The organism is Saccharothrix ecbatanensis (genome assembly GCF_014205015.1).
In the GTDB taxonomy this organism is placed as follows: Bacteria; Actinomycetota; Actinomycetes; order Mycobacteriales; family Pseudonocardiaceae; genus Actinosynnema; species Actinosynnema ecbatanense.
Window position 1 is genome coordinate 8,383,875 of record NZ_JACHMO010000001.1, and the last position, 13,274, is coordinate 8,397,148.

Sequence of the window (13,274 nt, forward strand, 5' to 3'; positions counted from 1 at the left end):
GACTCCGACTCAGGACGAGGACACGTCGCCCTTCACCGAGTCCTTGCCCGGGTTCTTGCCTGGGCTTTTGCCTTCTTTACCGCCCTCTTTGCCCGAGCGCTTGCGATCGCGGTCGCGGTCGCGGAACACGCGCTCCAGCTCGCTGCGCAGGTAGTCGCGGGTCGCCACCTCGCCGACGGCGATCCGCAGCGCGGCCAGCTCGCGTGCCAGGTACTCGGTGTCCGCCTTGGTCTGCGCGGCCCGTGCCCGGTCCTCCTCCAGCGACACCCGGTCCCGGTCGTCCTGCCGGTTCTGCGCGAGCAGGATCAGCGGCGCGGCGTACGCGGCCTGGGTGGAGAACGCCAGGTTGAGCAGGATGAACGGGTACGGGTCCCAGCGCAGCGTCACCGCGAACAGGTTCAGCGTGATCCACACGATCACCATCAGCGTCTGCCAGAACAGGAACTTCCCGGTGCCGAGGAACCTGGCCAGCCGTTCGGAGAACCGCCCGAACGCCTCCGGGTCCAGCGACAGCCGGAACCGGCCTTCCGTGCGCGGCTGGTCGAGCCGTCGGCGCGGCAGCAGCTCAGGCATGGGTCAGCCCCGTCTCGCGCCAGTTCGCCGGCAGCAGGTGGTCCAGCACGTCGTCCACGGTGACCGCGCCGAGCAGGTGGTCGCTCTCGTCCACGACCGGCCCGCACACCAGGTTGTACGCGGCGAAGTAGCGGGTCACGTCGCTCAGCGACGCGTTCGGCGACAACGTGGCCAGGTCGAGGTCGAGGACGCCCGCCACCAGGCTGGACGGCGGTTCCCGGAGCAGCCGCTGGATGTGCACGCAGCCCAGGTAGCGCCCGGTCGGCGTGGCCGTCGGCGGGCGGCACACGAACACCATGCTGGCCAACGCGGGCGTGAGGTCCGGGTTGCGCACGTGCGCCAGGGCCTCGGCCACGGTCGCGTCCGGCGCGAGGACCACGGGCTCGGGCGTCATCAACCCGCCCGCGGTGTCGTAGCTGTACTCCAGCAGCCGCCGGACCGGTTCGGACTCCTCCGGCTCCATCAGCTCCAGCAGCCGGTCCTTCTCGCCCTCGGGCAGCTCGGACAGCAGGTCGGCGGCGTCGTCCGGGTCCATCGCCTCCAGGATGTCCGCCGCGCGCTCGTCGTCCAGGTAGGCCAAGAGGTCCTTCTGGTCCTCCTCGCCCAACTCCTCGATCACGTCGGCGAGCCGTTCGTCGTCCAGCGCCTCGGCCACCTCGTAGCGGCGTTTGAACGGCAGGCTGTGCAGGGCCAGCGCCACGTCGGCCGCGCGCATCGTCTCGAAGACCGCGACCAGGTGCTGCGCGCCCTGCGGCTGGCCCGCCAGCTCGGTCACCGACAGGCCGGTCAGGTCCTCCCAGTGCAGCACCTGCACCGGTCCGCGCCTGGCCAGCCGCCCGGTGCGTTCGCGGACGGCGACCCTGGTCATCCGCCAGTCGCGGGTGCGGGTGGGTTCCATGGCGGCGTCCACCAGCACCGCGGCCCGGCCGTCGGAGAGCGTGACGCGGGCGTCCAGCAGTTCGCCGACGACCAGCACTTCGTTGGTGCGCTGGTGGAACTGGCGCAGGTTGACGGAACCGGTGGCGAGCGTCACCGCGTTCGGTTCGATGGAGGTGACCCGCAGCATCGGCACGAAGATGCGGCGGCGGGTCGCCAGCTCCAGCACCAGGCCGAGGACGCGCGGCGGCTGGCGGTCCACGCGCAGGCCGATGACCAGGTCACGGACCTTGCCGATGGATTCCCCGTCGGGTCCGAACACCGGCAGCCCGGCTAGTTGGGCGGCGAAGACCCGGTTCACGGCGACCACGTGATCAGGTTAGTCCGCTGACCGGTCCACCGCTGCGTTCCACAGTGGACGAGGGCGCCGGGGACGAGGGGTGGAGGGCGCGGGCGATGGCCTCGCACCTCACCGCCGAGTCGGCCGAACCCACGTCCAGGCCCCACAGCCAGTTGTCGACCGCGCGGTAGAACGTCCAGTCGCGGGCGCGGGCGACGTCCAGCCCGGCGATGTCGCACAGCGCGGCGAACCGGTCGCGCAGGCCGCGTTCGCCGTCCATCTCGCCGAACCTGTTCCACAGCAACGGGATCACGCCGAACTCGGGGTCGCCGGCGAGTGGTTTCGGGTCGATCATCACCCACGGCTCGCGGTCGCCGCGCAGCACGTTCTCGTAGTGCAGGTCCTCGTTGACGAGCGTGTTCCCGGCCGATTCGGCGAGCGAACGGCCCAGCTCCTGGGCCAGGTGAACGAACGCGTCCGGCACCGGTCCGCCCAGCGCGGCGTTCTCCTCGGCCAGGTCGTCCGGGATGTGCCGGCGGAACTCCGCGCCGGCCGGGACGCTCAGCCGGCGGAGCAGTCCGCCGGTGACGGCCAAGGCCTCCTCGATCGGCGCGTGGTTCAGCGTGTGGGTGTGGTCGAGGCGTTCGAGGAGGAGCGCGCCGTGCTCGTCGTCGTGGTCCAGCAGTTCCACCACACCCCGGCCGCGCCACTTCTCCAGTGCCAGCGGTTCCTGGCGGGTCTCGGTGTCGAGCCAGGTGAGCTTGAGGACGGCCGGGTGCCCGTCGGCGCGGCGGACCGGGAGGACGACGGCGACGTGGCCGTTGAGCAGGGGGCCGTCGGGGGTGAGGGCCCAGTGGGCGCAGAACTTCGTGGCCAGGGCGGGCAGCCTCGCGCGCCACGCCGGCGCGCCCTCGCCGAGGGTGAGCGCGAAGTCTTCGGGGACGGTGATCACGCGAACTCCAAGCGGTAGACCGATTCCCACTCCGGCCGGGTGTTGAGCCGTGCGGCCTTGAGCGCTTTGGCGGTGTCGTCGTCAGGTTCGGCCAGGTGGGCGGTCGCCGGGGCGTCCACCAGGTGCGAGTGCGTGGTGGGGGAGCGGACGGTCACCGTGCAGGCGACGCCGTCCGCCAGCCCCGGGACCACTTGTTCCGTGCCGCCGACCGCCACCAGCACCGCGCCGTCGCGCCAGAGGGCCCACACAAGCCTCGGCTCGTGGCCGGACGGCTCGACCCAGATCGCGGCGGCTTTGCGCAGCGCGTTGTCCAGCACCTGCTCGATCTCCACCGGTTCAGCCTGCCACGGGCCTGTGAATCGGGACTCACGAAATAGCGGGCGGAACGTGTGCGTGCCACCCTTCGCACAACAGGAGTTACCGGCCGGTACGAGGAGGTACCCACAGTGGTCGACCAGCAGCGTCCCCGTCGCTCGTGTCTGGCCGTGCCCGGCTCGAGCCAGAAGATGATCGACAAGGCTCGCACGCTGCCCGCGGACCAGGTGTTCCTCGACCTGGAGGACGCGTGCGCGCCGCTGGCCAAGCCGGACGCGCGCAAGACCATCGTGGCGTCGTTGAACGAGGGCGGCTGGGGCTCGCGCGCCAGGGTGGTCCGGGTCAACGACTGGACCACCGAGTGGACGTACCGCGACGTCACCGAGGTGGTGGAGGGCGCGGGGGCGAACCTGGACTGCGTCATGCTGCCCAAGGTGCAGACCGCGGAGCAGGTGCACGCGCTGGACCTGCTGCTGACGCAGATCGAGAAGACCATGGGGTACGAGGTCGGCCGGATCGGCATCGAGGCGCAGATCGAGAACGCCCTCGGTCTGATCAACGTCAACGCGATCGCGGTCGCCTCGCCGCGGGTCGAGACGATCATCTTCGGGCCGGCCGACTTCATGGCGTCGATCAACATGAAGTCGCTGGTCGTGGGCGAGCAGCCACCGGGCTACGACGTGGGCGACGCGTACCACTACATCCTGATGCAGATCCTGATGGCGGCCCGTGCGCACGACAAGCTGGCGATCGACGGGCCGTACTTGCAGATCCGCGACGTGGACGGGTTCAAGCGGGTGGCCGGCCGGTCGGCGGCTTTGGGCTTCGACGGCAAGTGGGTGCTGCACCCCGGTCAGATCGATGCGGCGAACGAGGTGTTCAGCCCGAAGCAGGAGGACTACGACCACGCCGAGAACATCCTCGACGCGTACGACTACTTCACGTCCGAGGCGGGCGGCAAGCGCGGCGCCGTGATGCTCGGCGACGAGATGATCGACGAGGCGTCCCGGAAGATGGCCCTGGTCATCTCGTCCAAGGGACGTGCCGCCGGCATGACCCGCACGAACGTGTGGTCGCCGCCGGAGGAGTGACTTCGTGCCGTTCCCCGTCGGTCCGTGGTCGTAGAGTGATCGCGTGACCGACAGGGAGCTGAAGTCCATCGAGATCGAGGGCTACGCCTCGATCCGGTCGGCAACGGTGTCCCTCGGCCGGCTCAACGTGCTGGTCGGCGCGAACGGCGCGGGCAAGAGCAACTTCGTGCGTGTGTTCGAGTTGCTGGGCAGGCTGGTCGAGTCGGATCTCGGCTTCTTCGTCGGCCTGAACGGCGGCGCGTCCGCGCTGCTCAACTCGACTGCCACTCGGCTTCGGCTGGCGCTGACCGGCTCGATAGAGCAGTACGAAGCAGTGCTCGTGTCAGCCAGCGACGACGAATTCATCTTCGCCCACGAATCCGTTGGCTGGGCGGTGCCGGTCGAGGTCGGCCGGGGGAACCGGGAGACGCGTCTCCACGAGACCGCCGAGACGGGGGTCAACCAGGCAGCCTCGGGAATGATCGACTTCCTGCGCGGCTGCCGCGTCTACCACTTCCACGACACGAGCCGGAACGCCCCGGTCAAGCAACTGGTGCCGACGGCCGACAACCTGTCGTTGCGCAACGACGCGGGCAACCTCGCGGCGGTCCTTCTGGCGCTGATCGAAAGTGGGGACAGCGCCGACCAGGCGGCGTACCGGCGGATCGTCGGCGTGATCCGCCAGGTCGCGCCGTTCTTCCGGGACTTCGTGCTGAGCGCGGAGAAGAGCGACAGCGTTCGCCTGCGGTGGCGGCAGGCCGACTCGGATGCCGTGTTCTCCGCCAACCAGATGTCCGACGGCACCTTGCGGTTCGTCTGCCTGGCGACCCTCCTGCTCCACCCGAGGCTCCCGTCGCTGGTCGTGCTGGACGAACCCGAACTCGGGTTGCACCCGTACGCCGTCGTCCAGTTGGCAGGGCTCCTGCGGCAGGCGTCGGTGCGCAGCCAGGTGCTTATCGCGACCCAGTCCGTCACGCTGATGAACCAGTTCGAGATCGACGACCTCATCGTGGTCGAGCGGGTCGACGGCGCCTCCGAGTTCATCCGACCGGATCGCGAACGGCTGGGCGAGTGGTTGAACGAGTACTCGCTGGGCGAGTTGTGGGAGAAGAACCTGATCGGGGGCAGGCCGGGCGGTAGCACGTGACGGGCGCTTTCCGGCGGCTGCACGTCCTGGTCGAAGGACAGACCGAGGAAGTAGTGGTCAACACGGTGATCGGCCCGCACCTGCGGTCGTTCGGATGGCACACCACGTACTCCCTGGTGAAGACCAAGCGGCCCGCGTCGGGGCCCTCCCACAAGGGCGGCATCACCAGTTGGAGGCAGGTCCAGACCGACATCCGGCTGCTGCTCGGCGACTCCAGCCTCGAAGTGCTGACCACGATGTTCGACTACTACGCGTTTCCGGTCGAGAGCCCGGCATGGCCGATCGGCCGTCAGGCGACGTCTACCAGCGGGTTGAGCACGTCGAACGGGCGCTCGCCGCGGCGTTCGGGGATCGTCGGCTTCGTCCGAACCTGGTTCTCCACGAGCTGGAGGCGTGGGTTTTCGCCGCTGCCGACGAACTCGGAGTCCTGCTCGGGGACGAACTGGCTGCGCTGCTGCGGCGCGACGTACTGACCGCAGGCGGTCCGGAAATGGTCGACGACCGACCCGAGACCGCGCCGTCGAAGCGTCTGCTCGCGTACTGCCCGACCTACCTCAAGACGTCTGACGGACCCCTCGCCATCGCAGAGCTCGGGATCGGGAAGTTGCGCGCGCAGTGCCCGCACCTCGACGCGTGGCTGCGGACGCTGGCGGAGTGACTTCGTGTGCCGGTGAGGTCACGGGTGGTGGCCTCACCGGTGAGCATGCACACAAGTCCTGGTCGGGATTGGCGATCAAGGGGTGGGTCCTGTGCATGGTGTTCGCCGTGTCCAGACATCGAACCCCCCGCCGCCGACTGTTCCAGCGTCGGCGTGACGACCTGCTGGAGCGCAGCTTCCGGTCCTGCCCGGCCTGCTCCACGGAAGTCCACGTGTTCGCCGACCTCTGCCGGCACTGCGGCGGCACGCTGGAGTTGCGCGCCTCCTGACCGGACCGGACGGGACGAGACGGGACGGCCTCCTGGGACGGTCAGGGGTCAGCGCGGGAGCGGCATGTCGCCGATCTCCCGGTACAGCCACACGGCCAGCACGACCCAGAGCACGAACGCCAGCGCCCAGAGCACGGTCAGCACCACGCCGATGATCATGCCGGCGGTCGCCATGCCCCAGCCCTCCTCACCGGTCTGCCGGATCTGCTTGCGCGCCACGACGCCGAGCACGATGCCGACCGGGGCGCACAGGACCGCGGTGATCAGTGCGGCGATGGCCATGCCGTTCATGCGTCTGGGCGGGTAGTAGCCGGGCTGCTGGTAGTGCGGGTGCGACATCTCGGTCCCCCTGGCGGTCGATGCGGGCGCACAGGCTATCCCGCTGTTTCGGTTCAGCGGGTGGCGATGAGCACCTTCGTGCCGCGAACGCGCGTTAACCGGTCCATACTCGCCGGTAACCCGAGATCTACGAAGGGAAACCGCGATGGCGCGCCTGGCCCGGACCGCAGGACTGACCGACATCCAGGAGGAGATCCTGTCGACGGTCCGCACCTTCGTGGACAAGGAGATCATCCCGCACGCCCAGGCGCTGGAACACGGTGACACCTACCCGACCGACATCGTCGAGGGCATGAAGGAGATGGGCCTGTTCGGGCTCACCATCCCCGAGGAGTTCGGCGGGCTCGGCGAGTCCCTGCTCACCTACGCCCTGGTCGTCGAGCAGATCGCACGCGGCTGGATGTCGGTGTCCGGTGTGATCAACACCCACTTCATCGTGGCGCACATGCTCAAGCAGCACGGCACGCCAGAGCAGCAGCAGAAGTACCTGCCGCGGATGGCGACCGGCGAGGTGCGCGGCTCGTTCTCCATGTCCGAGCCCGAGTTGGGCTCCGACGTGGCCGCGATCCGGACGCGTGCGACCCGTGACGGCGACGACTTCGTCATCAACGGCCAGAAGATGTGGCTCACCAACGGCGGCACGTCCAACCTCACCGCCGTCCTGGTGAAGACCGACGAAGGCGCGGAGAAGGCGCACCAGAACCTGACCACGTTCCTGGTGGAGAAGCCCGAGGGCTACGGCGAGGTCCTGCCCGGTCTCACCATCCCCGGCAAGCTCGACAAGATGGGCTACAAGGGCGTCGACACCACCGAGATGGTGTTCGACGGCTTCAAGATCCCCGCCGAGCAGGTGCTGGGCGGCACGACCGGGCGCGGGTTCCGGCACATGATGGACGGCGTCGAGGTCGGCCGGGTGAACGTGGCGGCACGGGCGTGCGGCATCGCGTTGCGGGCGTTCGAGTTGGCCATCGAGTACGCCCAGCAGCGCAAGACGTTCGGCAAGCCGATCGTCGAGCACCAGGCCATCGCGTTCAAGCTGGCCGAGATGGCGACCAAGGTCGAGGCCGCGCACCTGATGATGGTCAACGCGGCCCGGCTGAAGGACTCCGGCGCGCGCAACGACGTCGAGGCGGGCATGGCGAAGCTCATCGCGTCCGAGTACTGCGCCGAGGTGACGCAGGAGGCGTTCCGCATCCACGGCGGCTACGGGTACTCCAAGGAGTACGAGATCGAGCGCCTGATGCGCGAGGCCCCGTTCCTGCTCATCGGCGAGGGCACCAGCGAGATCCAGAAGACCATCATCAGCCGGGGCCTCCTGCGCGACTACCAGTCCCGCGGCTGAAGACGGGAGGCCGCGAGCAACCGGCAGCTCGCGGCCTCCTGGCGTGCGGCGGGGCACGGCGGCGTAGCGTTGCCGATGTGGTGCTGCGACAAGCGCCCACATCACGTTCGCGTCAGTTTCGCGCGAACCCGTTTCGCGCTGGTCGCCCGGTGTTGGCAGGATGGGGTAGATCAGCACCGCGAAGAGGTGGTCACCGTGACGAGTTCCTTCTCCGGCCAGAACCGACCCGGGGTGCCGCCCCGTCTCCCCACCCCGCCCACCGGCTGGCCCATCGGCTCGTACAGCACCTACGAGGAAGCGCAGCGGGCGGTCGACTTCCTCGCCGACGGCGACTTCCCCGTCCAGGAGGTCACGATCGTCGGCGTCGACCTCATGCTCGTCGAACGCGTCACCGGCAAGCTCACCTGGGGCCGCGTGCTCGGCACCGGCGCGGCGTCCGGCGCGTGGTTCGGCCTGTTCGTCGGCGTCCTGCTCAGCCTGTTCAACACGAGCCCCGACGCGAGCCTCGGGCCGATCGTCGCGGGCCTCGTCGTCGGTATCGCCTTCGGTCTCATCTTCGCCGCCGTCGGCTACGGCTCGGCGCGCGGCAAGAGGGACTTCCAGAGCGCCAGCCAGCTCGTCGCCGGCCGGTACGACGTGCTGTGCCAGCCCCGTTCCGCCGAACGCGGCCGTGACCTGCTCGCCCAGCTCGCCCTGCGCCCCTCGGACGCCAAGAAAGACTGAACGCCGGAAAGACTCAACGCCACGAAGACTCACGTTTGAAGTTCGACACCATCGGGTAAGGCCGTTCCGGGCTCCGGTGGTTGCGGCACCTGATCACCGGGCCTACGTTCGTTCCACCGGATGGCCTAACAGCCGTCCGGTGGGCACGACGAGGTGCCGGGCGCTGCGGTCTGGCTCCTCCGTTGTCGGGAAGGAGGCAGGACCGATGAGGGGCAAGGGTCATCGGTTGGCCGCCGCAGGGGGCGCCGCGCTGATCGCGACGTCCGTGCTGGCGGGCTGTGGTTCGGGTGACGGCGGGATCACCATCAACGTCTACAAGTACCCGCAGGAGAACTTCCAGACCATCGTCGACAACTGCAACGCGTCCGCCGACGGCTACCGGATCGTCTACCACAAGCTCCCGCGCGAGGCGGACGGCCAGCGCGAGCAGATGGTCCGCCGGCTGGCCGCCGAGGACACCGGCATGGACGTGCTGGGGCTCGACGTCACGTGGACCGCCGAGCTGGCCAAGGCCGGCTGGATCAAGGAGTTCACCGGCCAGGCCAAGTCCCACGTCGAGGACGGCACGCTCGAAACCCCGCTGGAGACGGCCCGTTACGAGGGCAGGCTGTACGGCGCTCCGGACAACACGAACGTCCAACTCCTCTGGTACCGCGGCGACCTCGTACCCACCCCGCCGAAGACGTGGGACGAGATGATCGAGATGGGCTCCCAGCTCAAGGCGCAGGGCAAACCGGGCCTGGTCGAGGCGACCGGCAAGCAGTACGAGGGCCTGGTCGTGCTCTACAACACGCTGGTCAACTCCGCGGGCGGCCGGATCCTGGACGAGAACGGCACCAAGGCCGTGGTGGACGACGGCGCGGTGAAAGCGCTGGAGGTGCTGAAGAAGTTCGCCACCTCGGACGTGGTCGACCCGTCGTTCTCCAACGCCGTCGAGGACGACGCCCGGCTGGCGATGGAGGGCGGCAAGGCCGCGTTCATGCTGAACTGGCCGTACGTCTACGCCGCCGCGCAGAAGGTCCCCGACCTCGCCCCGAACCTCAAGTGGGCGCCCTACCCGTCGATCGACGGCAGCGAGTCCAAGGTCACCGTCGGCGGCATCAACTTCGCCGTCAGCGCGTTCAGCGAGCACCCGGACGAGTCGTTCGACGCGGTGCTGTGCCTGCGCGGCGCGGAGAGCCAGAAGTTCGCCGCCATCAACGACGGCGTGCCGCCGACCATCGAATCGGTCTACGACGACCCCGAGATGGCCGAGCCGTACCCGATGAAGGAAGCGATCCTGGAGACGCTGCGGAACGCGAGCGCGCGTCCGAGCACCCCCGCGTACCAGAACGTCTCCACGGTGATCTCGACGATCCTGTCGCCGCCCGCGGACATCGACCCGCAACGCACGGCGGAACGGCTGCGCACCGAGCTCCAGGACGCGCTCGACTCCAAGGGGGTGCTGCCGTGAGCCACGCGTTGAGGCAACCCGCCGAACCCGCCGAACCCTCCGACGCCGACCAGGTCGCCGGCGAGCCGAAGCTGTCACCCAAGGCGAAAGCCGCGCTGAGCGAGGGCAAGAAGGCCGAACGGCGACTCGGCCTGCTGCTGTGCGCCCCCGCGATCCTCATCATGGCCGCGGTCGCCGGCTGGCCGATCGTCTACTCCGTCTGGCTGTCGCTCCAGCGCTACGACCTCAAGTTCCCGGACCGCACCGAGTTCGTCGGCCTGGAGAACTACGTGACCGTGCTGTCGAACCCGTACTGGTGGAACGCCATGTGGGTGACGGTGCTGATCACGGTGGTGTCCGTGGCGGTCGAGCTGGTGCTGGGCATGGTGCTCGCCCTGATCATGCACCGCACGCTGGTCGGCCGGGGCATCGTGCGCACGTCCACGCTGATCCCGTACGGCATCGTCACGGTCGTCGCCGCGTTCTCGTGGCGCTACGCCTGGACGCCCGGCACCGGCTACCTGGCCGAGACGGTCGCGGGCGGCGACCCGGTGCTCACCGAGAAGATCCCGGCGATCATGGTCGTGACGCTGGCCGAGATCTGGAAGACCACGCCGTTCATGGCGCTGCTGTTGATGGCGGGCCTGGCGCTGGTGCCGGACGACCTGCTCAAGGCCGCCGCGATGGACGGCGCCACGGCGTGGCAGCGGTTCACCAAGGTCATGGTGCCGGTGATGAAGCCGGCGATCCTGGTGGCGCTGCTGTTCCGCACGCTCGACGCGTTCCGCATCTTCGACAACCTGTTCGTGCTGACAGCGGGCTCGCAGGGCACGTCGTCGGTGTCGATGCTGACCTACAACAACCTGATCAAAGGCCTGAACCTGGGCATCGGCTCGACCATGTCGGTGCTGATCTTCATCGCGGTGGCGATCATCGCGTTCGTGTTCGTGAAGCTGTTCGGGACCGCCGCCCCCGGCGGCGACGGCGGGGGGAGGCGCTGATGGCCGGCATCGGCGGAGCCGTGACCACGGGCCGCAAGGCGCGCTGGACCGTGCTCAACGTCCTGGTCGTGGTGTACGCGCTGTTCCCCGTGCTGTGGATCGTGTCGCTGTCGTTCAAGACCAAGGAAACCCTGGGCGACGGCAACTTCATCCCGCGCCAGTGGACGTTCGACAACTACAAGACGATCTTCTCCACCACGGAGTTCGTCCGCGCGCTGGTGAACTCGATCGGCATCGCGCTCATCGCCACCGCCGTCGCGGTCGTGTTCGGCACGATGGCCGCCTACGCGATCGCCCGGCTCGACTTCCCCGGCAAGCGCCTGCTCATCGGGGTGTCGCTGCTGATCGCGATGTTCCCGCAGATCTCGCTGGTCTCACCGCTGTTCGAGATCGAGCGCGGGCTCGGCCTGTTCGACACCTGGCCCGGCCTGATCCTGCCCTACATCACGTTCGCGCTGCCGTTGGCGATCTACACGCTGTCGGCGTTCTTCCGCGAGATCCCGTGGGAGCTGGAGAAGGCGGCGAAGATGGACGGCGCGACGCCGGGTCAGGCGTTCCGCCGGGTCATCGCGCCACTGGCCGCGCCCGGCGTGTTCACCACGGCCATCCTGGTGTTCATCTTCTGCTGGAACGACTTCCTGTTCGCGATCTCGCTGACCTCCACCGAGGCGTCCCGCACGGTGCCGGTCGCGCTGTCGTTCTTCACCGGCAGCTCGCAGTTCGAGGACCCGACCGGGTCGATCGCCGCCGCCGCGGTGGTGATCACCATCCCGATCATCCTCTTCGTGTTGTTCTTCCAGCGTCGGATCGTCGCCGGGTTGACCTCCGGCGCCGTCAAGGGGTGAAGCAATGGCCGAGATCGTTCTGGACAACGTGACCAAGCAGTACCCCGACGGCGCGGTGGCCGTGCGGGACGTCGACATCGAGATCGCGGACGGCGAGTTCATCATCCTGGTCGGCCCGTCCGGCTGCGGGAAGTCCACCACCCTGAACATGATCGCGGGCCTGGAGGACATCACGGCCGGCGAGCTGCGCATCGGCGGCGAGCGGGTCAACGAGCGCGCGCCCAAGGACCGCGACATCGCGATGGTGTTCCAGTCCTACGCGCTGTACCCGCACATGACCGTGAAGGAGAACATGGCCTTCCCGCTGCGGCTGGCCAAAGTGGACGACACGACCGTGGAGAAGAAGGTCCGGGACGCGGCCGAGATCCTGGACCTGACCCAGCACCTGGACCGCAAACCGTCCAACCTGTCCGGTGGGCAGCGGCAGCGGGTGGCGATGGGGCGGGCGATCGTGCGCAGCCCCAAGGCGTTCCTGATGGACGAGCCGCTGTCCAACCTGGACGCGAAGCTGCGGGTGCAGATGCGCACGTCGGTGTCCCGGCTCCAGAAGCAGCTCGGGACGACCACCGTGTACGTGACGCACGACCAGACCGAGGCGATGACCCTCGGCGACCGGGTGGTGGTGATGCGGGGAGGCGCGGTGCAGCAGCTCGGCGCGCCGCAGTTCCTCTACGACAACCCGGCCAACCTGTTCGTCGCCGGGTTCATCGGCTCGCCCGCGATGAACTTCGTGCCGGCGTCGTTGGAGAACGGCATGCTGCGCTCGGCGCTCGGCGACGTTCCGCTCACCGACCGGGTGCGCGGGCTGCTGGAAGGCGCCGACGCACCCCGTGAAGTGATCATGGGGTTGCGGCCCGAGCACTTCGAGGACGCCCGATTGGTGGACGACACCGTTCGCTCGAACGGGGTCACCTTCACCAACCAGGTGGACGTGCTGGAGTCGATGGGCTCGGACAAGTTCGCCTACTTCAACCTTTCCGGTGAACAGGCGACCTCGGCCGAGTTGGCCGAGTTGGCGGCCGACGCGGGCTCGGCCGACGTGCCGGGCGGCGGTGTGTCACTGGTCGCCCGGATTTCCGCGACGTCGTCCGCGGTCGAAGGCGAACCGGCCGAGATCTGGTTCGACGCGGACAAGGTGCAGTTGTTCGACCCGGGGAACGGGCGAAACCTCACATATCGAGCCTGAAAAGGTTGCCGAAGGGCCGTTCACACTCGTCGGGGACGGCCCTTCGTGCTTTCAACGGGGGTTACCGGGCGGTGCCGACCAGTCGGGCGCATCGGCTCGGACGAACTCCGTAGGCCATTCAGCGCAGCAAACGCACACCTCGTCGCAATTGTCCCGCCGATGCCGTCGCCGATCCCCACGCTGGGCGGAGGCGGGGACGACTCCGG

15 protein-coding genes and 1 pseudogene are annotated in these 13,274 nt (G+C 68.7%); 11 read left to right on the top strand and 5 right to left on the bottom strand.

All coding sequences use genetic code 11. The annotated features are described in order from the left end of the window. Positions 1 to 9 precede the first annotated feature (9 nt). The 4 genes from F4560_RS37165 to F4560_RS37180 are packed head-to-tail and all read right to left on the bottom strand — an operon-like array spanning position 10 to position 3,073. On the bottom strand, positions 10 to 573 hold the full coding sequence (locus F4560_RS37165; RefSeq protein ID WP_184927747.1) for a DUF1003 domain-containing protein: 564 nt from the start codon (positions 571 to 573) through the stop codon (positions 10 to 12). Next, positions 566 to 1,819 carry a magnesium transporter MgtE N-terminal domain-containing protein gene (locus F4560_RS37170; protein WP_184927748.1) on the bottom strand — a complete coding sequence of 418 codons (1,254 nt, stop codon included), beginning with the start codon at positions 1,817 to 1,819 and terminating at the stop codon, positions 566 to 568. The genes F4560_RS37165 and F4560_RS37170 overlap by 8 nt, the downstream gene beginning before the upstream one ends. A gap of 4 nt (positions 1,820 to 1,823) precedes the next feature. Further along, positions 1,824 to 2,741, bottom strand: a complete 918-nt coding sequence (locus tag F4560_RS37175; protein WP_184927749.1) for an aminoglycoside phosphotransferase family protein — start codon at positions 2,739 to 2,741, stop codon at positions 1,824 to 1,826. Further along, a complete protein-coding gene (locus tag F4560_RS37180) occupies positions 2,738 to 3,073 on the bottom strand; it encodes a hypothetical protein (protein ID WP_312869697.1) in 336 nt (111 codons plus the stop codon). The genes F4560_RS37175 and F4560_RS37180 overlap by 4 nt, the downstream gene beginning before the upstream one ends. 114 nt (positions 3,074 to 3,187) lie before the next feature. Between F4560_RS37180 and F4560_RS37185 the strand changes: the two genes are divergently transcribed. The 5 genes and pseudogenes from F4560_RS37185 (at position 3,188) to F4560_RS37200 (ending at position 6,200) form a co-directional block, all read left to right on the top strand. Further along, positions 3,188 to 4,147, top strand: coding sequence for an HpcH/HpaI aldolase/citrate lyase family protein (locus F4560_RS37185; RefSeq protein WP_184927750.1), 960 nt, complete (start codon positions 3,188 to 3,190; stop codon positions 4,145 to 4,147). A gap of 43 nt (positions 4,148 to 4,190) precedes the next feature. Then, positions 4,191 to 5,273, top strand: a complete 1,083-nt coding sequence (locus tag F4560_RS37190) for an AAA family ATPase (RefSeq protein ID WP_184927751.1) — start codon at positions 4,191 to 4,193, stop codon at positions 5,271 to 5,273. A 65-nt stretch (positions 5,274 to 5,338) separates the two neighbouring features. Continuing rightward, positions 5,339 to 5,473, top strand: a pseudogene (locus F4560_RS45850) (DUF4276 family protein); the annotation flags it as partial. A 74-nt stretch (positions 5,474 to 5,547) separates the two neighbouring features. Further along, complete coding sequence (locus F4560_RS37195; RefSeq protein WP_281391981.1) at positions 5,548 to 5,931, top strand: DUF4276 family protein; 384 nt, start codon at positions 5,548 to 5,550, stop codon at positions 5,929 to 5,931. Between the two features lie 107 nt (positions 5,932 to 6,038). Then, positions 6,039 to 6,200 carry a hypothetical protein gene (locus F4560_RS37200; RefSeq protein WP_184927752.1) on the top strand — a complete coding sequence of 54 codons (162 nt, stop codon included), beginning with the start codon at positions 6,039 to 6,041 and terminating at the stop codon, positions 6,198 to 6,200. A gap of 48 nt (positions 6,201 to 6,248) precedes the next feature. On the opposite strand, the gene F4560_RS43835 is transcribed toward F4560_RS37200, so the two are convergent. Next, positions 6,249 to 6,539, bottom strand: a complete 291-nt coding sequence (locus F4560_RS43835) for a DUF4190 domain-containing protein (protein WP_221483778.1) — start codon at positions 6,537 to 6,539, stop codon at positions 6,249 to 6,251. A 145-nt stretch (positions 6,540 to 6,684) separates the two neighbouring features. Between F4560_RS43835 and F4560_RS37210 the strand changes: the two genes are divergently transcribed. The 6 genes from F4560_RS37210 (at position 6,685) to F4560_RS37235 (ending at position 13,068) form a co-directional block, all read left to right on the top strand. After that, positions 6,685 to 7,881, top strand: a complete 1,197-nt coding sequence (locus tag F4560_RS37210; RefSeq protein WP_184927754.1) for an acyl-CoA dehydrogenase family protein — start codon at positions 6,685 to 6,687, stop codon at positions 7,879 to 7,881. Positions 7,882 to 8,076: 195 nt separating this feature from the next. Next, on the top strand, positions 8,077 to 8,604 hold the full coding sequence (locus F4560_RS37215; protein WP_033440178.1) for a YflT domain-containing protein: 528 nt from the start codon (positions 8,077 to 8,079) through the stop codon (positions 8,602 to 8,604). A 205-nt stretch (positions 8,605 to 8,809) separates the two neighbouring features. Next, positions 8,810 to 10,057 carry an ABC transporter substrate-binding protein gene (locus F4560_RS37220; RefSeq protein ID WP_184927756.1) on the top strand — a complete coding sequence of 416 codons (1,248 nt, stop codon included), beginning with the start codon at positions 8,810 to 8,812 and terminating at the stop codon, positions 10,055 to 10,057. A 71-nt stretch (positions 10,058 to 10,128) separates the two neighbouring features. Continuing rightward, complete coding sequence (locus F4560_RS37225; protein WP_246479077.1) at positions 10,129 to 11,037, top strand: carbohydrate ABC transporter permease; 909 nt, start codon at positions 10,129 to 10,131, stop codon at positions 11,035 to 11,037. Beyond that, a complete protein-coding gene (locus F4560_RS37230) occupies positions 11,037 to 11,882 on the top strand; it encodes a carbohydrate ABC transporter permease (protein WP_184927757.1) in 846 nt (281 codons plus the stop codon). Before F4560_RS37225 ends, F4560_RS37230 begins: the two co-directional genes overlap by 1 nt. Positions 11,883 to 11,886: 4 nt before the next feature. After that, on the top strand, positions 11,887 to 13,068 hold the full coding sequence (locus F4560_RS37235; RefSeq protein ID WP_184927758.1) for an ABC transporter ATP-binding protein: 1,182 nt from the start codon (positions 11,887 to 11,889) through the stop codon (positions 13,066 to 13,068). The last annotated feature ends 206 nt before the right edge of the window (positions 13,069 to 13,274 follow it).

What these genes read in the sequence shown, in the direction of transcription:
- F4560_RS37195 (WP_281391981.1), top strand. Translation starts at nt 5,548, where the DNA reads ATGGCCGATCGGCCGTCAGGCGACGTCTACCAGCGGGTTGAGCACGTC.
- F4560_RS37230 (WP_184927757.1), top strand. Translation starts at nt 11,037, where the DNA reads ATGGCCGGCATCGGCGGAGCCGTGACCACGGGCCGCAAGGCGCGCTGG.
- F4560_RS37165 (WP_184927747.1), bottom strand. Translation starts at nt 573, where the DNA reads ATGCCTGAGCTGCTGCCGCGCCGACGGCTCGACCAGCCGCGCACGGAA.
- F4560_RS37210 (WP_184927754.1), top strand. Translation starts at nt 6,685, where the DNA reads ATGGCGCGCCTGGCCCGGACCGCAGGACTGACCGACATCCAGGAGGAG.
- F4560_RS43835 (WP_221483778.1), bottom strand. Translation starts at nt 6,539, where the DNA reads ATGTCGCACCCGCACTACCAGCAGCCCGGCTACTACCCGCCCAGACGC.
- F4560_RS37235 (WP_184927758.1), top strand. Translation starts at nt 11,887, where the DNA reads ATGGCCGAGATCGTTCTGGACAACGTGACCAAGCAGTACCCCGACGGC.
- F4560_RS37220 (WP_184927756.1), top strand. Translation starts at nt 8,810, where the DNA reads ATGAGGGGCAAGGGTCATCGGTTGGCCGCCGCAGGGGGCGCCGCGCTG.